The sequence below is a fragment of the Ktedonobacter racemifer DSM 44963 genome, from assembly GCF_000178855.1.
Lineage (GTDB): Bacteria > Chloroflexota > Ktedonobacteria > Ktedonobacterales > Ktedonobacteraceae > Ktedonobacter > Ktedonobacter racemifer.
Map to the genome: position 1 here is coordinate 80,727 of NZ_ADVG01000003.1, position 23,200 is coordinate 103,926.

Here is a 23,200-nt window from a genome sequence, read left to right on the forward strand (position 1 = left end):
GTTCCTCCCTTTGCTCAACACGTTTCTCTTCCTCATACCATACCATATGGTATGGTATGTTTGCAAGGGATGAACGCTCTTTCCCTCCCTGCTTCGTTGCTCTCCATGGATTCTCCGTCGCTTGCTTACAGCTTCCTTCCCTGGATCAGCTTGTTGTACCATCCATGGGGGATGGAGGATCACCGATAATGTCTTTGGACTGGACCCGAGAAACCACTCCAGTAGAGATATCACTCAAGGAGACCCTGAGCACACAAAAGCTCAAACTCGCCAGGCGGCCGATATCCCAGGCTGGAATGAAGCCGCCGCTGGTTGTAGACTACCTGCAAGAAGTACCCGATATTGTCTGAGGCTTCTTCCAGGGTTTGGTAATCATTCACGTAGACTTCCTCAGTTTTAAGGGTCTTCATGAAGCTCTCGGCCTGAGCATTCTGATACGGATTCCCCGTGGCAGCCATGCTCACGCAGGCTCCGACCTCGAAGAGACGATGCACATAGGCTGTGTTGCCCTGGTCGCAATGATGGATCAGTCCGGGGCGCACCTCGCGAGACTGGATAGCCATCTCTAAGGCCGCCAGGGTCAACGAGTGATCCAGCCCCCGTCGCAGGCTCCAGCCGATGCACTTGCGCGAATAGGCGTCGAGAATGCAAGCCAGGTAGACGAACTCTTTGGGCAAACGGATGTATGTCAGATCCGCCACCCAACACCGATCGGGAGCATCAAACTGGCGATTGGCGACAAGGTTGGGAGAGCGGCGGTACTGATGCCACGAATTGGTCGTTCGCCCCGTTCGTCGTTTGCTTCGGCAGAGCCAGGAGTGCTCGCGCATGATGCGCCGCACCCGTTTGTGGTTGATCCTGGTGCCTGCCCGCTGCAACGCGCCGATAGCCGTAGCCGGGAAACGCGAGAATGACCTGTTCCATCGCCTGGCGGACCCTGGCTTCTTGCTCGCCACGTCTGGCTTGCTGCTGTTGATGCTCATAGTACCAGCGCCGATTGACGCCAAGCCACTCACCAGTTGTCGGACAATGTGCAGTTTGATTTCTGGACTGAAAACTTGCTGAGTCATGATGTTGCTCCTTTTTGCTCACCACTTCTCAGGGGACTCTTCTGTGAAATCTGAGCTGGAGCGATTCTTTAGGGGCAGTCCAGGCTCCATTGGTGCTGATATGTTGGTTTGCATACATATATCCGCACCAATAAAGCCTGATATTTTCAAATCTCTCCCATTTTCACCAGTTCGTGTGGCTCTACCTCGTCTTATGACCAGGGTGGGTTTGTATTTTGCGAGAGCATGGAGCTATCGTCCTTGGTCTGCCAAGAAAGATTTAGCTTTGTCCTTGAATTGCATTGAGCATGACCTGGAACTTTAAGCATGTTTCTTGATATTCACTTTCTGGCTGCGAGTTGGCCACAATACCACAGCCAGCAAAGAGCGTTGCGGTTTGTTTCTGCACGAGTCCAGAACGTAGCGCTACCACAAATTCTCCATCTCCATTCAGATCAATCCAGCCAAGAGGCCCAGCATACCAACCGCGGTCCATCTGCTCGTAAGTGCGAATGTAGGTTCGTGCTCCATCAGAGGGTAATCCCCCAACGGCAGGGGTTGGATGTAACGCAGATACCGCATCCAGCAAGCTATAGCCCTGACGTAATTGGCCCCAGATAGGCGTTTGCAGATGTTGAATTGTGGGCAGGCGGAGCAATTGAGGCAGAACTGGTCGATGAAGTGTGTTGCACAAAGGACCTAATTGTTGCATGATGGTATCAGTCACTATTGCATGCTCTTCTCGGTCTTTCCTACTGGTTAGCAGCGCCTGACCAATACAAGCATCGGTCTCGACGGTTTGACCGCGCAGCGCAGAACCGGCCAGTGACATCGTCCGTATCTTTCCTGCCTGTGCTGCTACGAGCTGTTCTGGTGTTGCGCCTACAAACGCCGTCTCCTGGAATTGCATTGCGAAAATATAGGAAAGTGGTGCTTGCTGGTGAAGGCGATAGACCAGAGAGGGAATATCAAAAGAGGACTGCGAGCGTGCATTGACTCTCATACTGCGTGCCAACACCACTTTCGACATGGTGCCTTGTCGAATTGCCCGTACTGCGTCGCTTACCAGTTGTTTCCAGGGCTCTTCCTGAGAGGTATCAACGTCCCTCGAGACCATGCCAGAGCGAAACAGAGCGTCTTGAGCCAAGGATGCACTTATCTGAAAAATGCGGTCAAGCACCAAGTGAATGGCGCTCTCGCAAGTGAGAACAGTATCTTCGGGGGTAATGGAATGATTGATTGTCAGGGAACAGCCGCCTTGTGTTGAACGAAATACTACCTGGGGCAAAATCAAAGCACCATCAGGAAAATGGCGCCAGGCAGAGGATGTATGGCGCGCTTGCGGATCAAAGCGAAATCCCCCCAAGAAGGTAGGTAAGACGTCCGTTACCTGTTCATCTCCAAGAGCCACTACCTGCTCGCGGGCTGCCTCCCATTTTTGCTTCAAGATCCTATGCACATCGGCACCTTGCGCTTCCAGAACGAGGGAAGTACCTGCTCCTATGAGGCACTCCTGCCCATGCAACCAGAAGAAACGATGCGAGAGCTCAAGGTGCTGTAACACCGCGAAGAGATGAAATGGTGCAAACTGGTCAAGAGGAAAAGATAGGCTCGCAATAATGGGATGTTGGTGACGTTGCGCCCAGGCAATGGCACGAGCAAGCAGTGACTGAAGCTTTGCTTCTACCTCACTCTGGCGTATACCTATCGGGGCAGAACAAGAATGCTGAAAAGAAAGTGGCATGGTAGGCTCCCTCCTTACGAATCTTGGACTGATTGAATAGAAAAGTGGTTGCGACAAAAGACATTTAGTGGATCATATCGTTGTTTACGCGCCACCAACCCTGCGTATTTTCAGGGCCACAGGATGCAGGCGCGCATACTGGCGAGAATGTGGTTGATAATTGCTGCTGAGCTATTGGCCTGAGTCTGAGCAGGGCGCCAGTGCAGTTGCTGTTCTGTCAGCCCATCCACGGTGTAGTGCATGTGCTCAAGCAGCCAGCAAAGTTCTCATTCATGCAAGGGGTATTTTCAACTTAAAAAAATTTGTTACTTACCGTTCGCTTAAATTTTAGGTCGATATTACGAATCATCAGCTAACCCAAGGTAGACAGCAGGAGAGAAGCCAAAAAGAGCCAAAATTCGCTGCTGAAGAGGAGAAAGAGGTGTGACATGCCGCTGTGCGAAACTAGGAGCAGAAACGACCGTCAAGGTCACTTCGCGAAAAGCTTCCAGCAAGCGTTCAGCGGTGGGTTGAGCCGTCCTCCGTTTAGGGTTGCCAGCAAAGAGGCCAGCCAGTTCCTCTTTCTGCTCACCCAGGCGTTGGCGCACCACACCTTCCAGCAAGGTCAGAACGCGCAAGGCCAGGGTAAGCAAGCGGACCAGTCCGACGCGGTGATCATCGCGTTGCACATACAACGGAGCCAGGGACAACGGACGGCCCTTGAGACGAGCGAAGTTGCGTTCTACCAGATATTCATCGCGATAGGCTTCGACGGCCTGTTCCAGCGTCAGGTCTTCTGCCAGATGATTGGTGGCATAGACCCGCCAGCCAAGCTCGCTCATGGCCTTGGCAATGGCCATCTCGTCTCGCATACACGTCAGTGTGAAGGTGCAATCGCGACGTACGCCCGACAAACGCCCGCGATAGGCACGTACTGGACGCTCCTGGACGTGTTCCTGGATCTGTACCTGCAGCAAGCCCTCTACCCGAAACCGCTTGAGGACCGCTTTGATGGCCTCATCCACCTCGTTGCATGTCGTCAGGCGGGGTTTGCCTTGGCGACGTGCGGTCAGTTCCTCAAGCTCCTGCTGGGCTTTCTGCACACGCTCTTGCAAGCTGGCTTGAGCTGCGCGGGTGGCTGCCATCGATTGGATCAACAAACGGCGCTCCTGCCAGCTCTGCGTCTCTCCATCTCCCTGAGCCGTTACGAGGTGGATGGTTTCGTATCCTTGAGCAATGCACGTGTTGGTTCCCTGTTCGTCCACTCGGCAGACCGACAGCAAACGGGCTCCTTGCGTACGCTTCGTGTCCACTTCCTGACCCACCTGCTTTGGGGGGGCTTGCAGAGCCGAAAGAGGACACAAGTAAAAATCTCCCTGCGCGGCAATGCTCGCACGCGTCTGCAACGCGGCCATTTTGCAATCCCCGACGTACAGCAATCCTTTCTGCTGCAGCCCGTCACGCACGCGGGCAATGATGGGCAGGTACACCGGATCATCGGCATGCTCCCCCGAGAGCACTTCGGTCGCCAGCGGTATTCCCAACGGGTCCAGGCTGGCAAGCACGAGCTTGAGTTGAGGCAGATCAGGACGATGATCTTTGCTGTGCCCCAGTTGCAACAGCCCCTGCTCGTTGACCTCGGCATAACTGCTGGCTGTGGTGGTGTTGATCCGTACACAGGTCGCGGGCAAATCGTAGACGCGCACCAGTTGTTCCATCAGTTCTTGCTCACATGCCTGCCAGTGGACATCATCGGAGAGCAAGCGCAGCACATCCGCCAACCGATCATCCGTCACATCCTGCGGACACAGCGTGCTCATTCCGCATCCACGCAAGGTGGAGAGCCGTCGGGTTGCCCACTCTTGCACGCGATTCATCCGATGATCGGCCTGCGAAAGAATATGGGCCAGCCACACCACACTCAGTTCACCCACACTCAGTCCTTTTCTCTGACCGTGGGTCGGGATGTGTTTGTCCAGCAATTCTGCCAGGTGCATACGTTGCATGTGGGTCAGCAACAACGGAAGATCATCCATTCTTTCAGTTTCAATGCTCAAGGCTTCTTTCATGCCACGAGCTTATCAGAATCTTGTTATTGCGTCCAGATTTAAGCGAACGGTAAGTTGTTAATGAGTTTTCACCACATCGATGCCACATTCTCCAAGATTCTCTAGAAAACACGGTCAGAAAAAGGGCGCCATCCCCACTTTGGGGTCTGTTTCTTTTGTTTAATCTCTACAATTTTGCTTAAGTTGACAATACCCATTTCTCTTCCTTGCAAGGATACCATATGGTATGGTATCCTTGCAAGGAAGAGAATAGCCTTTTTCTCCTGGCTTCTTCTCTGTTGCCTGCTTACAAGTTTCTCCCTGGATCTGCTCGTTGCGCAATCCGTCGTAGAAGGGAAGCTCTCTGTCACGCACGCATAAGCACATGGGTTGATTCTAGTGAGAATCTTTCGGCACCTTGGTGCCATTAACTGACCTGAAGCCTGATAGCGTTTTGAAGTTATTATCCTGCTCCAACGCATGGATCTCTCTTGAGGCAGAGATAATATCTCTGCCAAGCGGAAAGGAATCAGAGCATGAAAGGAACCGCTCAATCATTCTGGACAACCTGGGGCACGACGCCCGCTGAACGCGCTCTGTCTTTTCCTTGTGATCGCTATCTGCCAGATGCTGATGGCGTCTACTTTCGAGCGGTCGAGGTCCGTGTTCCTGCCTTCCAGCTGTTTCGCTGGCTCTGCCAGCTTCGTGTCGCTCCCTATAGCTACGATTGGATTGATAATCTCGGACACCGCAGCCCCCGCCAGCTCACCGCAGGCCTGGAAAACCTGGAGTTCGGTCAGCACTTCGGGATCTGGCAACTTGTCGATTTCGAGAACGATCGGCATCTGACGGGACTTGCTACCTCCCCACAAGTGCAATCTTTGTATGGCGAAAGTGCAGTGAGTTACTTCATTGTGCCGCAAACCGATGAAACCTGCCGCCTGATCGTCAAGTTGCGCATTCTCTATCCGAAGAAGGCATGGGGCTGCTTTCTACGTCTCTTCTTGCCTGTAGGAGATCTCATCATGATGCGCAAGCAATTGTTCAACCTGAAATACCTGGCCGAATCTTCTTGCTTCTAGAAGAGAAAGGAAATGAATATGCTCACCCTGGTCACTATCTCACCAGAGCCGCCTATGCCTTGAAAAGTGGTGGTAAATTGCGTGAAGAGTGAGCACGTTTTGACTCGAAGGGTGGGATTTTGGCGCGAAGGGTGAGCAGCACAACTATTCGATACTTGAGAGCTCGCGCCACAAGCGGTTCATGGTTCTCGAAACTTGTAAATTCACGGTATGTTGAGCAGTCTCTTTTCGAGTGTTTCACTGAAGAGATGGAGAAGAAGCGAATCATGGCATCTATGAGAACCATTGATGGTAGTATATACTGTGCCCCTGAAGGTTTCAGAGGAATTGACACTATTTTTGTTGGAAAACCCTTAAGGAGGTTCAATGTTTACGCTAGATGCGGTAACGCTCCGTCCATTGGAGCCCAATGACATAGAGAGTGTTTATGCCTGGTTTGCGGATATCGAAACCGGCATCTGGGGAGGATGGACGCCAGCTCTAGAGAAACCACTTTCTCATCATGCTTTTCGACCTTTCTTCGAGCAACATATGGTCCAGACGAAAGATGATCAGGTAATGCTTGGCATCGAGTTTGAGAAGCAGCTCGTCGGTTTTCTTCAGTTGGTTATGATCGATCTGCGGATGCGTCGTGCGGCTCTGGGCATCTGTATTGGCGAAAAACATCTGAGGGGACAGGGGATTGGAAGGACGGCCCTGCGTCTTCTCCTGGACTATGGGTTCACTGTGAAGGGCTTGGAGCGCGTCTATGCCGAAGTGTTCAGTTTTAATCAACGTTCGCAGAAGCTGATGGAACATGTTGGGTTCCAGCGAGAAGGTTTGCTGCGGCAGCACGATTTCCACAATGGAGTACGCCAAGATACCTACATTTTTGGGATACTGAAGCCTGAGTTTTATCAGAAATATGAGACCATTTTCAAACAAGATCTTTCTGTGAATTAGGCTTCTATAGGGGTAATTGGGGAATTTCATGGACGGTTTCAGGAGCATTCAAGAGGTGATTTGCGTTGTTCGAGAACAGCATCACTCACGGATGTCTCTCTGTTTCCCCTTGAAACTCCAAATGTCCAGCCGAATTTACACAAACAGCGCAACATAGCCCGCTCCAGAAGCGAGTTGATCTGCTCTCAATAGTTGTGCTGCTCACCCTTCGCGCCAAAATCCCACCCTTCGAGTCAAAACGTGCTCACTCTTCACGCAATTTACCAAGTGGCTCTGGCTCCTTTGGATACATGGTAATAAGGGTGTAGGCTGAGCAGGTTTTGAGATTTCATGTGGTTCTGGCTCACTTTTGAACCGCCAGCAGTATCGTAGAGGCGAACAAAAGCAGGCTGGCGAGTCTGAGCACGAGGAAGGCTATCGAACCATAGCATACCCCGCACCGCATTGAGCATGGCAGCCATGACGATGGGTTGGGATTGAGTTTTTGCCTCCATTGTCTCAGACGCGGGTCGCTGATCACGTGTCTCGACCTGACCAATGTGTTTCAACTGAAAACGGTAGCCTCTACCCCCAATGGGGATGCAGACCGGGCCGCGTGCTCGCTTAGTGCTTTGTTCCTCGAAGGCGGTAAGAAAAGAGGCGATGCAAGTGGCGCCGCGTTCTGGGAGGCCGTCCCCAAATCCAGGGTTTGGCTCGGTGGTTGAGTTGCACCGTCGCCACCTACATCGCTCGCTCAATTTCACTGGCATTGGCAAAACCCTGTCCAGCGAACGCATCGCGTCGAAAGAGGTGCTCACAAGGCCCAGCCAGCCTTCCTGCAGATTGAGCCTGTACGCCCCCTTGGGAATGACCACGTGCTGGATGCGTGGATGGTCCGTCAGCCAGGTGCGGGTTTCCAGACTGTTGTGACTGGAGAGATTGTCCGCTTCAATGTCAGCCAGCAGGGCGATGTAGCCGTTAGAATTGCGCGCAGCCGCATAACAAGTGATTTTCTTGCCAGTGTAATGCGGGAGACGAGGCCTAGAGCAGGCGCAGCTTCGCTGCAAGAAGCGTGACACGTCGCAACTGAAAAGGTCTGCGCACGAAAAAGCACAAACACACAAAATGGTGTTTTCTCTTTTAAAGATCCCACGTTACTGACAGTATCTCAAGAACGAAAGGAAAACGTATGAGACTGCACAAGGTCGAGCATGGCGATGGCCTCATCTCGCCCCTCCTTATCCGCTTTATCTCCCTGGTGTCGGGTATGCGCCTGCCCGATGCAGCGCGGCTCGTCTTTTACCACAAAAAGTTCTTTGGCGACCCCATGAGTGTTTGGACGCATGCGGCCATGCGTGGAGAAAGCGCCTGGACCGTCGCAGAGCGGGAATTGATGGTGGTCATGACCGCCAAGTGGAATGCATGCCCTTTCTGTATCGGAGCTCACGGCGCGATCGTGGCGCGAGTGCTGGGAAGGCCGCTCGTAGAGGCAACCCTTGAGGATTTCCGGCAGGCGGAACTACCCACGAAACTACAGGCAACCCTCACCTTCCTGGAGATCTTGACCCGGCGACCTGACGAACTGACGGTGAAGGATGCTCGGGCGGTGCTTCGGAGAGAGGTCACACCTCAAGCCTTGGAGGATGCAATCGCGGTCTGCGTTCTCTTTCATATCACCACCCGTTGCGCGGATACCCTCGATTACCAGATGCTCTCTGAGAGAGACTTCGACCGAGCCGCAAAGCGACTCTTGGTCCAGGGCTATGCGTTTGGGAAAGGGAAGACTCCCGCCCATCCCGATCATCGTGCCCTGGCCGACACGGTGCGCCAGCGCGTCCTCGAAGGGCCGGGGGAGACCGATGCCACCCTTCGCCAAGCGATGGCAGAGCGAGCAACCGGAGGCCCCCCCTTGGAGGCACCCTACGACGACCTGGCACGACAGGTTGGCAAGGCCGCCTACCAGGTCACGGATGAGCAGGTGGCAAAGGTCGTCGAACAGGCAGGAAGTGAGAGGGCCGCATTTGAACTGATTGTGGCTTCCGCTCTGGGTGCTGGTCTCCATCGTTGGCAGCGAGGCCTCAACGTTTTGGAACTGGCCCATAAGGCCGCGTAAAGGCACTTTAGGCCAGGCTTTCGAGGCGTCCCTGAACCTTTCTGGTCCATCCCGCAGGGGACGGGAACAGGAGTTCCTAATGCAAAGCCACGCGACCTTTTCGTGAATGGAGCCACGCTTCATAAGCGCAACTTCTGGTAGCAAGAAGCAGTGAGGGCCAACAGGAGACAACGCTTCGGCTGGCCCTCACTGAGAAAATAAACGTGTTTATTTTCTCTTGACAATTTCCTCGTATCGTTCTATACTTATAAAAATAAACACGTTTATTTTTCAAAGAAGAGAGCATGAGAAAGCACGAAAGAGGCGAGATGACCGAAGAGTTGGACGGGAGACTGACCCGCAAAGGCGAATTGGCGCGCCAGCGCATTCTGGAGAGCGCGCTGCGTCTGTTCGGGGACAGGGGTTATGAAGAAACGACGATGCGCGAGATAGCGGCAGAGGCGGGATATTCGCCTGGGCTGACCTATCGTTACTTTGCAAGTAAAGAGGAACTGGTCCTGGTGCTGTATCAAAACTTGGACGAGGAACTCGACCAGTATACACGCGAGCTTCCGCCTACTTCCCTATCCGAGCGGCTTCATCAGACTCTCAGCCAGCAGCTTACATTGCTCGCACCCTATCGAGGCGTATTCAGTGCACTGTTCGGTACTACGCTCAATCCGCATTCCAAAGTGGGAGTGTTTGGCGCAAGCGCCGCAGAGATACGCCGGCGAGCCAGAAAGAGCTATCTGAGAGTTATTCAGGGGGCAAAGGATGCGCCGCGCGAGGCCCAGCGCGAGGATCTGGCAACCGTGTTGTATGGCGCTCATATGGCCCTGGTGCTTTTCTGGCTGATCGATCAGAGCAAAAACGCGGCGCGTACCCGGCTCTTTCTCGCCTTTCTCTGCGATGTGCTCAAGCTCATGCAGCCCGTGCTCTGGCTCTCGCCGGTGAGACAATCCCTGGCCCGGCTGGCTACAATCATTGGTCCTCTGCTTGGTGACGAACGCTATCAGGACGAGGATTACCAGAGCAACGAAGTTTCCTTGTAAAACCAATCTAAAGGACAGCATCGTAGCTTTCATGAACTTTTACCAATTGATCTGCTCAACACGAGATGAGAAAGCCATAGACCAGCTTCAAAAAGAAACATCATAAGCGAAGAGAAGGAGGGAACACAACATGTCATTAGCGCATATTGAAAGCGCTTCGGTCAAACCGCCTCGAATCTTCTGGCTGTTTATGGGACTGGTGATTGTCCTGGCTGCTGACGGAGCCACCGCACTGGTTTTTCACACTACAGCACAAGGGTTCAATAGCGATTTCTCTCTCCTCTATCTGGCCGCTCCCGCTGCCGCCCTGCTGATTGGTATACCCGCCTGGTTCCGCTTTATCGTGAAGCCCAATCGCATGACGATCAAACGAGGGTTGCTGGTAGGCATTCTTAGTAGCATTGCTGCTCATCCTATCATGTGGATGTTGTTTTGGATACCCACGTTGTTCATGCTGCAAGCACTCACCCCGCCGCTGTTCTCATTTCCGCTCCTGGAGATCATTTTTAGCCTGATCTATGGAGGCTGGGCCACGACTTCTATTGGAGCCCTCACCGGCGTACTGCTTATTGTTCTCCAGCGAACCTTGACGCGCGCTCAACAGCAGCAAGTCAGCCGAGAAGCGAAGGCAGTTCAGTGGCGTGAGATGAGCAACGCTAACGCTTTTCACATCGAATCAGGAGAGGAGAATATGCGCCCATGATGAAAACAGAAGGAGTTTCAGTGGGCGCCAGCAAGCAGGCCTTGCCTCTGAGCAATCCTTTTCGCTGTATCGCGGGGATTTATAATGCGATGAGCGTCTTGATAAGCTTTGGTCTGATCCATGTGTGGCGCAAGCGTGTGGCGCGGATGCTGGCTGTGAGCACTGGGGAAGTCGCTCTGGATCTGGGAACCGGTACAGCGGATTTCGCCATCGAGCTCACGCGTGTCTCCGCTCCCGAGGCGCGCATCATTGGGATTGATCTCACATCAGAGATGCTCGCTCAGGCGCAGCGGAAGGTGTGCTTGCTCGGGCTTGGGGCGCGGATCGAACTGCGTGTAGGCAATGGAGAGCAGCTCGATCTGCCTGACAACAGCGTGGACCTCTGCTGTTCTTCTTTTCTCGTACGTACCCTGACGGATCTGGAGCAAGGATTACGGGAAATGCGGCGAGTTGTGCGCCCAGGCGGTCGGCTCATCTGCTTGGAGGTCAGCCACCCGCCTGGCCCCATCTTGCGCGCGCTCTTCCATGGTTACTTCTACACATGTGCGCCTCTCTTCGGCGTCTTGCTTGGCCAGAAGCTCAGCGCCTATCAGTACTTCCCCCAATCTCTGCGTGCCTTTCCCGACGCTCCCCGACTGAAGGCGCTCATGGAGGAATGTGGCTGGATGGATGTTCATTTTCACTATCTCACTGGCGGTTTCGTAGCTCTGCATAGTGCTACAAAAAAGTAAAGGGCCAGGTGCCCATTTACCCACGCGATGCGCAACGAGCTGCTAACCCATAGCGCGCAGGGATAAAAATGTGCCTTTTTAAGAAGAAAGAAGCAAACACTTTCTCTCAAGGAGGCACATATGACCAGTATCGCCGATGGATCAGTGCGTATCCAGACCTCTTCTGAATCCAATCCCACAACGCCCTCGTGGTTCGGAGAAGTCGTGGTGATAACGGCGCATCTTCGCAAGCATGACGTGCTGAACAAGATCAACGAGCAGGTGCGTTTTGCGCGGCGGCGCTTCGGGCACTACGACGTGATCGACTTCCTTGCCATCCTCTTCGGCTATGCCATCAGCGGGGAACGCACCCCGGAGGAGTTCTACCAGCGTCTCCAGCCGTTTGCCGTCCCATTTATGGCCTTATTTGAACGGGATCGGTTGCCCTCCCGTTCGGCGCTCTCCCGTTTCTTAACGGCGTTGACGGAGGCACCTGTTGAAGCCCTGCGTATCCTCTTTCTGGACGATCTACTCGCTCGGCCACTCACGCCCGACCAGCAAGCAGGAAGCCTGCGAGATCGAGCAGGAACCTCCTGGATCGTGTTCGACATCGATGGGACGCGAGAGGCCGCCCGCCAACGCGCTTTACCCCAGACCGATGAACTTCCCCCGCCCTTTCGTCGGTTGGATGACGTGTGCGCCCCTGGCTACCGAGGCCGCAAACGCGGAGAGGTTGTTCGGACACGCGCAGCCATTTCTCAGGCCCATAGCTACCAGTGGCTCGGCTCGTTTGGCAACCGTGGCAACGGGCATTACCGGGAAGAATTGCGCAAGGGGCTCTCTGCCATTGGGTGCTATCTTACGGCATATCAGCTCGAAGCTTCGCACACCCTGCTGCGGCTCGACGGGCAATATGGCACCGGGGCTGTGCTCACCGATGTGGCTGGCTTCGCCTTTGTGACCCGTGGCAAAGAATACCGTGTGCTCGATCACCCGTTGGTTCAGGCGCGTCTGCATCTGCCTCCTGACCAGGTCCAACAGCGCCCAGAAAGCCAGATGGTGCGCAGCCTCTACGACTGCCTACAGGCCCCGGTGGGACCCGAGGGGATATCTTGTCGCGTAGTCGTGGCAACGCATCCAGCCACCAAAAAGAAGAGTCCGGTTGGCGTCACACGCGCAGGCGTTGTTTACGAACTCTTCTTCACCAACCTGCCGCAGCAGGCATTCACCGCTTCCGATGTGGTCGAACTGTATCTGCATCGTGGCGCCTTCGAGCCGACGCTCTCTGATGAAGATCAGGAGATCGATCCGGATCGCTGGTGTAGTCATACTGCTTGCGGCCAAGAGACATGGTGTATCGTAAGCCAATGGGTGTGGAATCTGCGCCTGGAGTTGGGGCACCAGGGAGATCCGACCCCTTTGCGCACGACTGAGTTTGCTCCTGCCATTCCATTACAGAGCAAGCAGGCCGCTACCCATCCATCCTCAGCCGCTCCTGCCTCTGGATACGGTCCACCGACCACAGCCACCTCCTGGAAAACGGGGTGCTTTACCGGAGCCGACTTTCCTCTCCAGCCTGATGGGACGCTCCGATGTCCGGCTGGCAAGCCTCTTCACTCCCAGGAACAACGTCGAGAAGCTGATGGGAGCCTGCGCGTGGTGTACGCGGCCAGCATTCGCAGTTGCCGTCCTTGTCCGCTGCGTGAGCAGTGCCAATGGAATGGCAACGCCACCAAAAAGCCACGCCAGGTCAGCGTGCTCCTGCATCCACTCGCTATCGAAGGGAAGCCGCTTCTCTGGCAGGATTGGAGTCGAAGAGCACATCGACGTGCCTGCATCCACCTGCTTCGCCACCAGCTCGTAGAAATCCAGGCAGAGCCTGGGAATGACAGAGACCCTGCCACTCCCGCCCCACTTTCCCGTGCCGAGCGTGCCCGCACTCGTCTGTCCTGGGCCAAGCGGTTGGCTCGCAATGCGCGCGCGCACTCCGCTGAGCGGGTGACGATCCAACTGTTTGGCATCCCAGCAAGGTTCGCCACGTCTCTCGGTCTCGTCAGCGCCTAAGACTCCAGCCACACTTGTTTTCGTGGAACTCAAGAGCGCCCCGGCCTAGTCGCGTTTTCATCTGGGGAAGGCCCTGGCCGACCTGATAGGCCTCCTTTATCCAGCCAAGGAACTCGGCGTCGAGCTGGTCGGCAGAAGTCAAGACAAAATGGTGCACGAAGAGGCGATGAGTGTAGGGAGAAACGCGGCGGAAGCGCGCACTCTCGACTCGTCGGGGCAAGTCGAGATAGCCTTCCAACCCTCGTTTCGTCAGACGAACTCCTGCAAAAATCCGCTGTTGGCCCTGGAAACCCACTTGTGCCTTGATGGGTGAATAGGTAAAGGGACCGGCGTCGGCAACGGCCTGTGCGAAGGCGTGAAAGAGGGCGACGACCGCTGGGTCTCGGCCTGATATTGTCAACTTGGAACGTAGCTGAACAATGTGCTAACATGGCTTCATGAAAACAACCACCACTGCCCCCGATTACAGAGGCTACCGTTTTCCGCCTGAAATCATCAGCCATGCTGTGTGGCTCTATTTCCGCTTCTCGCTCAGTTTTCGCGATGTAGAAGAGCTTCTGGCACAGCGCGGAATCGTCGTGACCTACGAAACCGTGCGCCAGTGGTGCTTGAAGTTTGGGCAGACGTACGCGAACGAACTCCGCCGCCGTCGCCCTTGGTGTGGGGACAAGTGGCACCTGGATGAGGTCTTTCTCACCATCAATGGGAAAAGGTCGTATCTGTGGCGAGCCGTCGATCAGGACGGCAACGTGCTGGATATCCTGGTGCAGAGCCGGCGGAACACACACGCGGCGAAACGCTTTTTCCGCAAACTTCTCAAAGGGTTGCAATACGTTCCTCGTGTAATCATTACCGATAAGCTGAGGAGCTATGGCGCGGCCAAACGCGAGATTCTGCCTGGCGTAGAGCACCGGCAGCACAAAGGGCTCAACAACCGGGCGGAAAATTCTCACCAACCGACGCGCCTGCGTGAAAAGAAGATGCGGCGGTTCAAATCAACGAAACAGGCTCAACGCTTCCTCTCTGCCTTTGGCCCCATCGCTGGACATTTTCAACTGCGACGACACCGTCTGAGGGCCGGAAAATACCGCGCTCTTTTACAGGACCGATTTCAGACTTGGAATGAACTGACTGGAGCAAAGCGAGTCGCATAACCATAGGTATCCCCCACATCTTCCATGACCCATCAGCATCCTTCTTCGCTATACCTCAGCAATATTCTTCATTTTTCTGGTTAAGTTGACAATACCTTTGTGCTGGTAGTGTTAACTTAAGCATTTTTGTTGATGAGCTCTCACCACTTTGACTCCACTTTTGCCAATTTTCATCTGCAAAAAGGGCTGAAATCTGGAAATCATCCTCACATTGAGGCCCTTTTCTCCCTGGACTGGTTCCCAAAGGCCACTTCAGATGACATTTCAGGAAAGCAGACCTTGGTAATACATCTGCTTAAATTCGTTTGGTGATCGATACGTCAAGTCGGAATGCAGCCGTTGCCCATTATAGACATTGTGGAAGAAGTACTCAATGTTAGCACATGCTTTCTCCAAAGTTTGATAGTCGTTGAGGTTAACCTTATTCTCCATAGAGAATGAGGCACATAGAGGTAGCTATGGAGTTTTCTTTTCAAATGGCATATGTCAAACGAAACCAATATCTCTCTTGCACAACAAAGATTGTCCACCAAGCTGATTAAACACATTTTGTGTCTTTTCTGTCGGGAAATATGGGTCACACGATGCTCTCATGCGCAAACGGCCTCGTTCTTTTTCCTGCGATCTTCACTATGCTGCCACTCCCTCCAATCACCGCAACATAGCACACAAACGCAAGCAGGCTAATACAGATACTACTTGGATATCCTGTATAAAAACCGATGGCCATGCCAATCCAGGTAAAGACGACAGCGAGGATAGCCGCAAGCCCAAGGGCTACAAAGGGGCGACTACTCATCTGGTACGCAATAGCGGCTGGCAAAAGTAATAATGCGAATACCAGGAGTGCTCCCACGGCCAGGGTTGCTTCACTGACGGTGATGGCCAGCAGGACCATAAAACCCAGGCCAAGTGCACGTACTGGCACCCCATGAGCGGCTGCGACATCGGGATCAAGGGATGCAAAGAGCAGAGGCCTCACAAGCAGCAAGAGGGCAAGGATTACCCCGCCACTCACAAGGGCTATCGTACGCAGTTGATCTGCTGATACCCCCAGGATATTGCCAAAGAGCACTGTGACCCCTGAAAAGCCCGTTCCTGTCCCGCTCACGTGCGCGGTAAACAGGCTCAAGAAGAAGACACCTAATCCAAGCACCCAGGAGAGGACCGTGCCAATTGCCACATCTCGTCCCCGCAAGCGCTCACCAAATCCTCCCATCGCAAGTGCCACAACAACGGTTGTGACCATCAGACTGAGGAAAGGATTGATACCCAATGCCGCGCCACCCAGCGCTCCGGTAAAGGCGACATCCGAAAGTGACTCTCCTGCAAACGCCTGGTGGCGCAAGACGACAAAATAACCAACCAACCCGGCAACGATACTCAAGAGTGTTCCGGCAAGGAGAGCCTGGCGCATAAAGTCGTAGCTCAGCATTACCTGGAGATCCTGCCAGAGATTCAGGGTGAATGGGGGCAGTGCTGTGGCAGTGATGATGTTCATATGATCCCTCCTTCTCGTGAATGGACACGTCGGCGTAGGAGAGCCGTTTGGATGAAGCGCACGCCACGGACCAGTACATAGGTGCAAAAGGCAAAGGTGGTAATAAAAAAGCCGACTGGATAGGGAGTGGCGTAGCCAATGGCGAGTCCGACCCAGGTAAAGAGCAGCGCTAAGGTGATCGCGACCAGCACAGCCACGGCAGGGCGAGTTGTGACAGCGTGCGCAATCGCTGCCGGCGTGACCAGGAGCGCAAAGATAAGCAACACCCCAACGACCTGTACGGCGACGGCAACCTCAAGCGCCAGCAGCACAAGGAAGCCAAGGGAGAGGATACGCACTGGTACTCGGTGCGCCGCCGCCACATTGGGGTCAAGGGATGCAAAAAAGAGGGGGCGCGCAATGCAGAACAGAACAGCAAGCAGGAGCAGCGTTGAGCAGGCAATGACTCCCACATCCGCGTCGCTAATGCCGAGCACATTCCCAAAGAGAACGGTATAGACGCTGCCCGCGTACTCGGCTGTGGAGAGATGAATAAAGAGGAAGCCCAGCGCCAGCGAGGCGGTGAAAACAGCTCCAACCGCGATATCGCTCTGGCGATTCTGGCGAGCCGCGCTGTTGAGTGTCTGGATACCAACAGCCGCGAGCAAGCCCGCGAGAAAGAGGCCGATGACGGGCGCGATCCCAAAGAGAGCAGCTCCCGTCGCCCCAGCAAAGCCGACGTTGGCCAGGCTATGACCCGCGAAGCTCTGGTCGCGCAACACCATAAAATAGCCCATCATACCTGCCGCCACGGCGACAAGCGTCCCGGCGAGATACGCGTTTTGCATGAAGTGATAGTGCAAAAGGAGCTGGAGATCGGCGACGAGGTCCCAGGAGAAGGGGTTGGCATCAGCGAAGACGATGTGCATGATAGCTGACCTCCTCTTCGGGTTGCCCAACCACAACGATGCGCCCATCGCTGGCGCGCAGGACCTCAATGGGCGTATTGTAGAGGCGCGAAAGGGTCTCAGTCGTGATCACCTCTTCTGGCTTTCCGACAGCAATCTGCCCATGTGCGACATAGACCACGCGATCAACCGCCGCCAGGATGGGGTTGACATCATGCGCGACAAGCAGTACCGTGGCCCCTGTCTCCCGGCTGATCTGGCGGATCACGCCCGCCACTCCTTGCTGGTTGCGCAGATCCAGGCTGTCGAGAGGTTCATCCAGGGCCAGGATGCGCGGGCGCTTGACTAGCGCTTGCGCGATCAGCAAGCGTTGTTGCTCTCCGCCAGAGAGCTCACCAATTGGTCGATCCGCGTACGCGCTTGCGCCAACACGATCAATGGCCTCCTGCACGCAGTCCGCAGCCTCGCGCTCCTTGCGGCGTTGAAGTAGCGGTAAGGGCAAGCCCCAATGCGCTCCGTCTAGCCCGAGGCGCACAATACTGCGCCCTCGCACACGCACATCGGCCTCAAAATGCCGCCGTTGAGGAACGTAGCCGATGGCAGCATTCCCTCGTTGCGCGGGACGCCCAAGGACCGTAATGTTTCCAGCCGCGAGCGGAAGCAGCCCAAGCATGGCTTTGAGCAGCGTCGACTTGCCTGCGCCATTGGGACCCAGGATCGCCAGAAACTCGCCTGGCTGGACGCTCAGGTGTACCTGCTGCCAGATCCTACGCCCTCCCAGCACAACCGCCGCGTCTTCCACCTGGATAATGGGGGAAAGCTTGGGAGGAGTGGGAACAGGCGAAGGAGAAGAGAATATATCATGCATGTTGTGGTTCCCTTTATGAGTGCGGCAAGCCTAAACTTGCCGCACTCATGCGTTACTTGCCCGTTGCTTGAGCGAGGGCGGTTTCGATGCCTTGGAGTTGTGCTGACTGCCATTCCTCAAACGAGGCGCTCGCCGGGGTCAGCGTCTCCGTGATGGTGGCAACGGGAATGTTGTTGGCCTTTGCCAGGTTGATCAGGGCCTGAATATTATTGGGCGTATTCTGTGAGTTGTAGATCAGGACTTTGATCTGTTTCTGCTTGATCTGCTGCTCGACGGTCGCCTCATCGCCAGCAGCGATATCTTGTCCCTCAGAAACGGCCTTGAGATACGAATACGGCGTGACCAGCTTCAATCCCAGGGCGGGCCCGAGATAGGAGAAGATGCTCTCGGTCGCCCCGACCGGTGTATCGCTATACTTCGCTTTGATGTCCGCGATCAACGTATGATACTGCTTCAACCCGTTCGTGAGAAACGCCTGAGCCGATTGATCAAAGGCCGTGGCATCGCCCGGATCGAGCGTCTTGAGGTCATCGCGGATTTTATTCGCCACGGCTGTCACATAATCGGGGCTGTACCACATATGCGGATTATCACCCTCGTGCTTGCCATTGAAGTCGCCCACATTCAGTTCTTTGCGCCCACTTGCCGGATTGGCCTTCAAGAGCTTGTCCATCCAGGGATCATAGCCCGCACCATTGAAAATCACATACTGCGCGTCAGCGACCACTCTTGCATTAGCCGTGGTTGGCTCATAGCTATGAGGGTCGGCATTGGGATCGACGATCAGGCTGGTAACATGGACATGGCTGCCGCCGACCTGGAAGGCTATACTGCCCCAGAAATTTTCGGCGGCCACAACTTCAATTGTCTTTCCACCATTTCCAGTGGACGAACCCTGAGCGTTACTCCCACCACAGGCCGCGAGGACCAGCAGGAAGAACATACTGATAAGTGCAGACGGAAACACTGCACGACGCGAGGGAGACATAGGAATCCTCCTTGAACAAACAAAAATAGATAACGTAGACAACCTGTAATTAGAAACATCACCTAACTCGTCAAGATGCTCAGACTCTTGTTTAAGAAAAACCCTTCGACGAGGGTTTTCATGAGCTATACGATGTTTGTAGCTATCGATACAACATATCAATATGCCTCTACAGTATCATTTATTGAGATGCGGTGTCAATAGCTAATGAGACAAAATATCAAAATAACTCGAGAGAATAGATCCTCATACAAACGATACGCATGGAATCCATTGCCAGGGAGAAGAAAATAACGCTATTTTTGGCGGCTCATGCCTATCTGTATATATGCTCATATGAACCTGTATTGACTTTTAATAGAATTATTCGCAAATACTTTCATTTTTCTTGACATAGACAGAGAAGCATGGTACAGTGTCTCGAAAATTAATGATACATAATATCATTAGTTGGTTGGAGCATTGTAATCTGTTCATGGAGGATCTATGATGCACATGGAGAAGGCGCTACGAGAAGCACATAGGGTGTCTTGGTTAAGTAGTTATCAATGTAAACAGCGTTTGTTCTTTGGTTTCTTCCTGGTACTCAGTGTATTACTCCCTCTCGCGGACTGTGGAGGCGAGAGCCAGGCCGGCAACGCCAGCGGCGGAAAAGTACTAAGCGTGGTCGCTGGCGAGAATTTCTGGGGCAGTATCGCCACACAACTTGGTGGGACCCATGTGGACGTCAAAAGTATCGTCAGTTCTCCCACTGGCGATCCCCACGACTATGAGAGCACCAACGACGATGCACGCGCGATTGCGCAGGCTGATTATGTGGTGCTCAACGGAGCGGGCTACGATACCTGGAGCAGTAAGCTCCTGGACGCCAACCCTTCTGACAACCGCAAAGTCCTGGATGTGGGTAAGCTGGTGGGCAAGAAAGAGGGCGATAATCCCCACCTCTGGTACAACCCGAAGTATGTGCAGCAGGCTGCCAGGCAGATCACTGCTGACTATAAGGCGATGGATAGCGCCGACGCCAGCTATTTTGATCAGCAATATCGCGCCTTTGAGGTTGCTTTACAGCCCTATCTCAACAAGATTGCCGACATCAAGGCGAAGTACGCAGGTGTGTCTATTGGTATCTCCGAATCCATTTTTGTCTACATGACGAACGCCCTTGGACTCAAAGTCATTACGCCAGAAGCCTACTACACCGCTGAAGCCAATGGCTCTGACCCCCCTGCAAGCTCTGTCGCCCAGTTCAACGACCAGGTGACGAAGAACGAGATCAAGGTCTTCATTCTCAATGTGCAGACCATCGATAACAGTGTCAAGAATCTGCAACAGCAGGTGGCGAAGGCCAGTATTCCAGTTGTCGAGGTCTCCGAGACGGTACGACCCTCCACTAGCAGATTCCAGGATTGGCAGCTTGCCCAGCTCGACAAACTTGAGCAGGCACTGAGTCAGAGTAACAAGGGCTAACAAGGAGAGGAGCGACGAAGTGACAGGTCCAGCAGAGACAGAACACACTACAGAGACAACGACCAGGCAGAAACAAGAGGTTCGCGCTCACGCGCTTGAAGCGCATGGTCTGACAGTGCAGCAGGGAGACCGCACCATCTGGCGTGATGCCTCCTTCACTATTCATGCGGGGGAGTTTGTCTGCGCGCTTGGCCCAAATGGCGCAGGCAAAACCACGCTCCTGCGCCTGGTGCTTGGTCTGATATCGCCAGCGCAAGGAGAGATACATGTGCTGGGAGTGCCCCCCAAACGTGGCAACCCCTTGATTGGCTATGTTCCACAGCGGCGCACATTGGACGCACATCTGCGGGTATGCGCACGCGATTTTGTCATGCTAGGCCTCGATGGACATAGATGGGGCGTTGCCTCGCCTTTTGTGTCCTCGCGACAACGCCAGGCACGCCGCGAAGCAGTAGAGGCGGCGTGTGAGGCAGTGGGCGCTACCAGCTATATCAACCGCCCGGTCGGGCAGCTCTCGGGTGGTGAGCAGCAGCGCCTGCTCCTGGCCCAGTCCATCCTGGGTCAGCCGCACCTCTTGCTGCTCGACGAGCCCCTGGCTAGCCTGGATATCCGCAACCAGTACGCCATCGCGCACCTGGTTGGCACAGTCGCGCAGGAGCACCAGATGACGGTCCTCCTGGTCACCCACGATATCAACCCGTTGCTGCCGATGACGCAGCAGGTGCTCTACATCGCACAGAAGCAAATCACACTTGGCACGCCCGAGGAGATTATTTCGACCGAGCGTCTCTCGCGCCTCTATCGCGTGCCTGTTGAAGTCATGCGCGATAGCCGAGGGCGTGTGCTAGTCTCTGGTTTAGAGTTGGGAAGATAAACACGGACAAAGAAGAGAGAAGGAAGGAACTTCATACTGATGCTGCACACAATCAATTTGCTGCTCCCTTTCCTGTCCCAGGCACAGATGGGACACGGCCTGGTCGTAGCGAGTAGCCCGACCTTGTCCTGGAACCTGGTCGCCGACTTCGGAGAGATCTTTCGCTATGCCTTTATGCGCAATGCCTTTCTGGCGGGAACACTGGTGGCGATTGTCGCTGGCATTGTTGGCTATTTTGTGGTCCTGCGCGGACTCTCCTTCGCGGGCCACTCTCTCTCGCATGTCGGCTTCGCAGGGGCAACCGCGGCGATCCTCGTAGGATTGAGTTCGCTCTACGGTCTTCTCGCCTTCACTATTGGCAGTGGCATGATCATGGGCTGGCTAGGAAAGCGCTTACAGGGTCGCGACGTGGTCACAGGTATTGTGCTCTCCTGGATGCTTGGTCTGGGAGTACTCTTCCTATCGCTCTACAAGGGCTACGCGACCCAGGCCTATGCAGTGCTCTTTGGTCAGGTGCTCGGGATCAGCCAGCGAGATGTAATCGTTACCTTGATTACTACGATTGTGACGCTCGTGGTCTTGCTTGCGATCTATCGCCCCTTACTCTTCGCTTCCCTGGATGAAGAGATTGCTGAGGCACGTGGGGTACCAACCCAGCTGCTCTCGCTCCTCTTTATGATTGTACTGGCCCTGGCGGTCACAGCCGCGACACAAGTTGTGGGTGTCCTCATGATTTTTGCGCTTCTGGTCACGCCTGCGGCGATTGCCGAACGCCTGACTACACGTCCCCCCCTGACCATTCTCTGCTCTATCATCCTCTCCCTTCTCTTCACCTGGCTTGGGCTGTTCGTCTCATACTATCTTCCTTATCCGGTCAGCTTCTTTATCACCACCTTTGCCTTTACGACCTATCTTCTGGTGCGCATATGCCCAGCATTTCTACGTAAGCAGAGCAAAGAGTATGAGGGGGAAGGAGAGCAAGAAGATGAGGCAGTGTTTGGCGCATGCACAATAAGCGCGTCGCCCTCGTTTTCCAGGCCCTTGACAAACCCTAAAGAGACGTTGTATCATTAAATAGTGAAGAAACAACAAGAACCACTTGAGCCAACAACTCGTACTGGCGGACTATTATTGGTGCCCATCGATCCTGGGGCGATAGAGGAGGTTCGCTCTTCTGGTCCCTCAGAGGAGCTGCTTTCCCTGGTCGTCACGATGTTTCAAGCCCTGGGTGATACCACACGGGTCAAAATACTGTATGCTCTGATGCGCCATCCGCTCTGCGTGCGAGACCTGGCGATTCTGGTACATGTGTCAGAGTCAGCGGTCTCCCATCAGCTTCGGCTGTTGCGTGATCGTCGGCTCGTCAGACAGCGTCGCGTGGGCAATATTATCTACTATTCGCTCGACGATGAGCATCTTGCGGTCCTTTTCCGCGAGGCCGAATATCATGCCGACCATGTCCATCAAAATATTCCTCATCACCCATATGTCTCTATCTTTGAGGAACGCTCTGCACGCCGTGACCAGGAAAGATTGTGAGCTATCACTATGATCGCACAGACCATTTACACTGCCTTTGATCGAGCGGGACAGCGCATCACGCGCCCACGGCGCTTGATCGCAGATCGCCTGGCGGAGCTGGCTGCCAGCGGTGCAGATTTCTCGCTTGATGATCTCTGGCACGACCTGCGCGAGCAAGACCCTCACTTTGGACGCGCGACCCTCTATCGTTCAATAGAGGTGCTGGTCAATCAGGGATTACTAGACCGAATTACCTATGCCGATGGGTCACATCGCTATCATGTCTGTCATGATAACACCCATTATCACCTGACCTGCGTCCAATGTCGACGCTTTGTTGAGGTCGATCTGGATGTCTCCGTTGAACAGTTTGCCTCCGTTTGTCACCAGACCAATTTCTCGCTTGAGGGCCTGACTCTCACCCTCTTTGGGCGTTGCGCCCGTTGTCGCAATGAACAAGGAGATGCCCCCAGATGAGGAAGGAGGCATCTCTAAA

Annotated in this window: 22 protein-coding genes; 13 read left to right on the forward strand and 9 right to left on the reverse strand. The window is 54.3% G+C overall.

Features of this window, described 5'->3' with window-relative positions:
- Window positions 1–230 precede the first annotated feature (230 nt).
- The 3 genes from KRAC_RS29350 to KRAC_RS29360 all read right to left on the reverse strand — a co-directional run bounded on the left by KRAC_RS29350 (window position 231) and on the right by KRAC_RS29360 (window position 4,841).
- Window positions 231–1,070, reverse strand: a complete 840-nt coding sequence (locus KRAC_RS29350) for an IS3 family transposase (protein WP_007913615.1) — start codon at window positions 1,068–1,070, stop codon at window positions 231–233.
- 259 nt (window positions 1,071–1,329) lie between these two features.
- Window positions 1,330–2,793, reverse strand: coding sequence for an isochorismate synthase (locus tag KRAC_RS29355; protein WP_007913623.1), 1,464 nt, complete (start codon window positions 2,791–2,793; stop codon window positions 1,330–1,332).
- Between the two features lie 338 nt (window positions 2,794–3,131).
- Window positions 3,132–4,841: an IS1634 family transposase gene (locus KRAC_RS29360; RefSeq protein ID WP_007913624.1), complete on the reverse strand. Its 1,710-nt coding sequence runs from the start codon at window positions 4,839–4,841 to the stop codon at window positions 3,132–3,134.
- Between the two features lie 515 nt (window positions 4,842–5,356).
- Between KRAC_RS29360 and KRAC_RS29365 the strand changes: the two genes are divergently transcribed.
- Window positions 5,357–5,902: a hypothetical protein gene (locus KRAC_RS29365; protein ID WP_007913626.1), complete on the forward strand. Its 546-nt coding sequence runs from the start codon at window positions 5,357–5,359 to the stop codon at window positions 5,900–5,902.
- Window positions 5,903–6,268: 366 nt separating this feature from the next.
- Entirely contained in the window at window positions 6,269–6,844 is a 576-nt protein-coding gene (locus KRAC_RS62760; RefSeq protein ID WP_007913627.1) for a GNAT family N-acetyltransferase, read from the forward strand.
- A 260-nt stretch (window positions 6,845–7,104) separates the two neighbouring features.
- Here KRAC_RS62760 and KRAC_RS76350 read toward each other — a convergent pair whose 3' ends face one another.
- Complete coding sequence (locus tag KRAC_RS76350) at window positions 7,105–7,890, reverse strand: hypothetical protein (protein WP_244422333.1); 786 nt, start codon at window positions 7,888–7,890, stop codon at window positions 7,105–7,107.
- A 122-nt stretch (window positions 7,891–8,012) separates the two neighbouring features.
- On the opposite strand from KRAC_RS76350, the gene KRAC_RS74700 reads away from it, so the two are divergent.
- From KRAC_RS74700 to KRAC_RS29405, 5 genes are all read left to right on the forward strand, one after another.
- Window positions 8,013–8,936 carry a carboxymuconolactone decarboxylase family protein gene (locus KRAC_RS74700; protein WP_007913630.1) on the forward strand — a complete coding sequence of 308 codons (924 nt, stop codon included), beginning with the start codon at window positions 8,013–8,015 and terminating at the stop codon, window positions 8,934–8,936.
- Between the two features lie 284 nt (window positions 8,937–9,220).
- A complete protein-coding gene (locus KRAC_RS29390; RefSeq protein WP_244422334.1) occupies window positions 9,221–9,967 on the forward strand; it encodes a TetR/AcrR family transcriptional regulator in 747 nt (248 codons plus the stop codon).
- A 130-nt stretch (window positions 9,968–10,097) separates the two neighbouring features.
- Window positions 10,098–10,670, forward strand: coding sequence for a hypothetical protein (locus tag KRAC_RS29395; RefSeq protein WP_007913633.1), 573 nt, complete (start codon window positions 10,098–10,100; stop codon window positions 10,668–10,670).
- Window positions 10,667–11,401 carry a ubiquinone/menaquinone biosynthesis methyltransferase gene (locus tag KRAC_RS29400; RefSeq protein ID WP_007913635.1) on the forward strand — a complete coding sequence of 245 codons (735 nt, stop codon included), beginning with the start codon at window positions 10,667–10,669 and terminating at the stop codon, window positions 11,399–11,401. Before KRAC_RS29395 ends, KRAC_RS29400 begins: the two co-directional genes overlap by 4 nt.
- A gap of 120 nt (window positions 11,402–11,521) precedes the next feature.
- On the forward strand, window positions 11,522–13,444 hold the full coding sequence (locus KRAC_RS29405; protein WP_007913637.1) for a hypothetical protein: 1,923 nt from the start codon (window positions 11,522–11,524) through the stop codon (window positions 13,442–13,444).
- On the opposite strand, the gene KRAC_RS29410 is transcribed toward KRAC_RS29405, so the two are convergent.
- Window positions 13,434–13,844, reverse strand: a complete 411-nt coding sequence (locus KRAC_RS29410; protein ID WP_007913639.1) for a DUF5655 domain-containing protein — start codon at window positions 13,842–13,844, stop codon at window positions 13,434–13,436. The genes KRAC_RS29405 and KRAC_RS29410 overlap by 11 nt on opposite strands.
- Window positions 13,845–13,881: 37 nt before the next feature.
- Here KRAC_RS29410 and KRAC_RS29415 point away from each other — a divergent pair, with 37 nt between their 5' ends.
- Window positions 13,882–14,598, forward strand: a complete 717-nt coding sequence (locus KRAC_RS29415) for an IS6 family transposase (RefSeq protein WP_007913640.1) — start codon at window positions 13,882–13,884, stop codon at window positions 14,596–14,598.
- A gap of 577 nt (window positions 14,599–15,175) precedes the next feature.
- Here KRAC_RS29415 and KRAC_RS29420 read toward each other — a convergent pair.
- The 4 genes from KRAC_RS29420 to KRAC_RS29435 are packed head-to-tail and all read right to left on the reverse strand — an operon-like array spanning window position 15,176 to window position 18,842.
- Window positions 15,176–16,099 carry a metal ABC transporter permease gene (locus KRAC_RS29420; protein WP_007913647.1) on the reverse strand — a complete coding sequence of 308 codons (924 nt, stop codon included), beginning with the start codon at window positions 16,097–16,099 and terminating at the stop codon, window positions 15,176–15,178.
- Window positions 16,096–17,007, reverse strand: coding sequence for a metal ABC transporter permease (locus KRAC_RS29425; RefSeq protein ID WP_007913649.1), 912 nt, complete (start codon window positions 17,005–17,007; stop codon window positions 16,096–16,098). Before KRAC_RS29425 ends, KRAC_RS29420 begins: the two co-directional genes overlap by 4 nt.
- On the reverse strand, window positions 16,988–17,854 hold the full coding sequence (locus KRAC_RS29430; protein ID WP_007913650.1) for an ABC transporter ATP-binding protein: 867 nt from the start codon (window positions 17,852–17,854) through the stop codon (window positions 16,988–16,990). The genes KRAC_RS29425 and KRAC_RS29430 overlap by 20 nt, the downstream gene beginning before the upstream one ends.
- A gap of 52 nt (window positions 17,855–17,906) precedes the next feature.
- Window positions 17,907–18,842, reverse strand: coding sequence for a metal ABC transporter solute-binding protein, Zn/Mn family (locus tag KRAC_RS29435; RefSeq protein WP_007913652.1), 936 nt, complete (start codon window positions 18,840–18,842; stop codon window positions 17,907–17,909).
- A gap of 525 nt (window positions 18,843–19,367) precedes the next feature.
- Between KRAC_RS29435 and KRAC_RS29440 the strand changes: the two genes are divergently transcribed.
- Genes KRAC_RS29440 through KRAC_RS29460 form a run of 5 tightly spaced genes read left to right on the forward strand, consistent with a single transcriptional unit; the run spans window position 19,368 to window position 23,181 of the window.
- The gene (locus KRAC_RS29440; protein WP_244422336.1) at window positions 19,368–20,309 is read left to right on the forward strand and encodes a metal ABC transporter solute-binding protein, Zn/Mn family; all 942 of its coding nucleotides are present in this window, start codon (window positions 19,368–19,370) and stop codon (window positions 20,307–20,309) included.
- A 19-nt stretch (window positions 20,310–20,328) separates the two neighbouring features.
- Complete coding sequence (locus tag KRAC_RS29445; RefSeq protein WP_007913654.1) at window positions 20,329–21,183, forward strand: metal ABC transporter ATP-binding protein; 855 nt, start codon at window positions 20,329–20,331, stop codon at window positions 21,181–21,183.
- Window positions 21,184–21,222: 39 nt separating this feature from the next.
- Window positions 21,223–22,257 carry a metal ABC transporter permease gene (locus KRAC_RS29450; RefSeq protein WP_007913655.1) on the forward strand — a complete coding sequence of 345 codons (1,035 nt, stop codon included), beginning with the start codon at window positions 21,223–21,225 and terminating at the stop codon, window positions 22,255–22,257.
- 3 nt (window positions 22,258–22,260) lie between these two features.
- Window positions 22,261–22,722, forward strand: coding sequence for a metalloregulator ArsR/SmtB family transcription factor (locus KRAC_RS29455; RefSeq protein WP_157507327.1), 462 nt, complete (start codon window positions 22,261–22,263; stop codon window positions 22,720–22,722).
- Window positions 22,723–22,731: 9 nt separating this feature from the next.
- Window positions 22,732–23,181, forward strand: a complete 450-nt coding sequence (locus KRAC_RS29460; protein WP_007913657.1) for a Fur family transcriptional regulator — start codon at window positions 22,732–22,734, stop codon at window positions 23,179–23,181.
- The last annotated feature ends 19 nt before the right edge of the window (window positions 23,182–23,200 follow it).

What these genes read in the sequence shown, in the direction of transcription:
- KRAC_RS29350 (WP_007913615.1), bottom strand. Translation starts at nt 1,070, where the DNA reads ATGACTCAGCAAGTTTTCAGTCCAGAAATCAAACTGCACATTGTCCGA.
- KRAC_RS29355 (WP_007913623.1), bottom strand. Translation starts at nt 2,793, where the DNA reads ATGCCACTTTCTTTTCAGCATTCTTGTTCTGCCCCGATAGGTATACGC.
- KRAC_RS29360 (WP_007913624.1), bottom strand. Translation starts at nt 4,841, where the DNA reads ATGAAAGAAGCCTTGAGCATTGAAACTGAAAGAATGGATGATCTTCCG.
- KRAC_RS29365 (WP_007913626.1), top strand. Translation starts at nt 5,357, where the DNA reads ATGAAAGGAACCGCTCAATCATTCTGGACAACCTGGGGCACGACGCCC.
- KRAC_RS62760 (WP_007913627.1), top strand. Translation starts at nt 6,269, where the DNA reads ATGTTTACGCTAGATGCGGTAACGCTCCGTCCATTGGAGCCCAATGAC.
- KRAC_RS74700 (WP_007913630.1), top strand. Translation starts at nt 8,013, where the DNA reads ATGAGACTGCACAAGGTCGAGCATGGCGATGGCCTCATCTCGCCCCTC.
- KRAC_RS29390 (WP_244422334.1), top strand. Translation starts at nt 9,221, where the DNA reads ATGAGAAAGCACGAAAGAGGCGAGATGACCGAAGAGTTGGACGGGAGA.
- KRAC_RS29395 (WP_007913633.1), top strand. Translation starts at nt 10,098, where the DNA reads ATGTCATTAGCGCATATTGAAAGCGCTTCGGTCAAACCGCCTCGAATC.
- KRAC_RS29400 (WP_007913635.1), top strand. Translation starts at nt 10,667, where the DNA reads ATGATGAAAACAGAAGGAGTTTCAGTGGGCGCCAGCAAGCAGGCCTTG.
- KRAC_RS29405 (WP_007913637.1), top strand. Translation starts at nt 11,522, where the DNA reads ATGACCAGTATCGCCGATGGATCAGTGCGTATCCAGACCTCTTCTGAA.
- KRAC_RS29415 (WP_007913640.1), top strand. Translation starts at nt 13,882, where the DNA reads ATGAAAACAACCACCACTGCCCCCGATTACAGAGGCTACCGTTTTCCG.
- KRAC_RS29420 (WP_007913647.1), bottom strand. Translation starts at nt 16,099, where the DNA reads ATGAACATCATCACTGCCACAGCACTGCCCCCATTCACCCTGAATCTC.
- KRAC_RS29425 (WP_007913649.1), bottom strand. Translation starts at nt 17,007, where the DNA reads ATGCACATCGTCTTCGCTGATGCCAACCCCTTCTCCTGGGACCTCGTC.
- KRAC_RS29430 (WP_007913650.1), bottom strand. Translation starts at nt 17,854, where the DNA reads ATGCATGATATATTCTCTTCTCCTTCGCCTGTTCCCACTCCTCCCAAG.
- KRAC_RS29435 (WP_007913652.1), bottom strand. Translation starts at nt 18,842, where the DNA reads ATGTCTCCCTCGCGTCGTGCAGTGTTTCCGTCTGCACTTATCAGTATG.
- KRAC_RS29450 (WP_007913655.1), top strand. Translation starts at nt 21,223, where the DNA reads ATGCTGCACACAATCAATTTGCTGCTCCCTTTCCTGTCCCAGGCACAG.
- KRAC_RS29460 (WP_007913657.1), top strand. Translation starts at nt 22,732, where the DNA reads ATGATCGCACAGACCATTTACACTGCCTTTGATCGAGCGGGACAGCGC.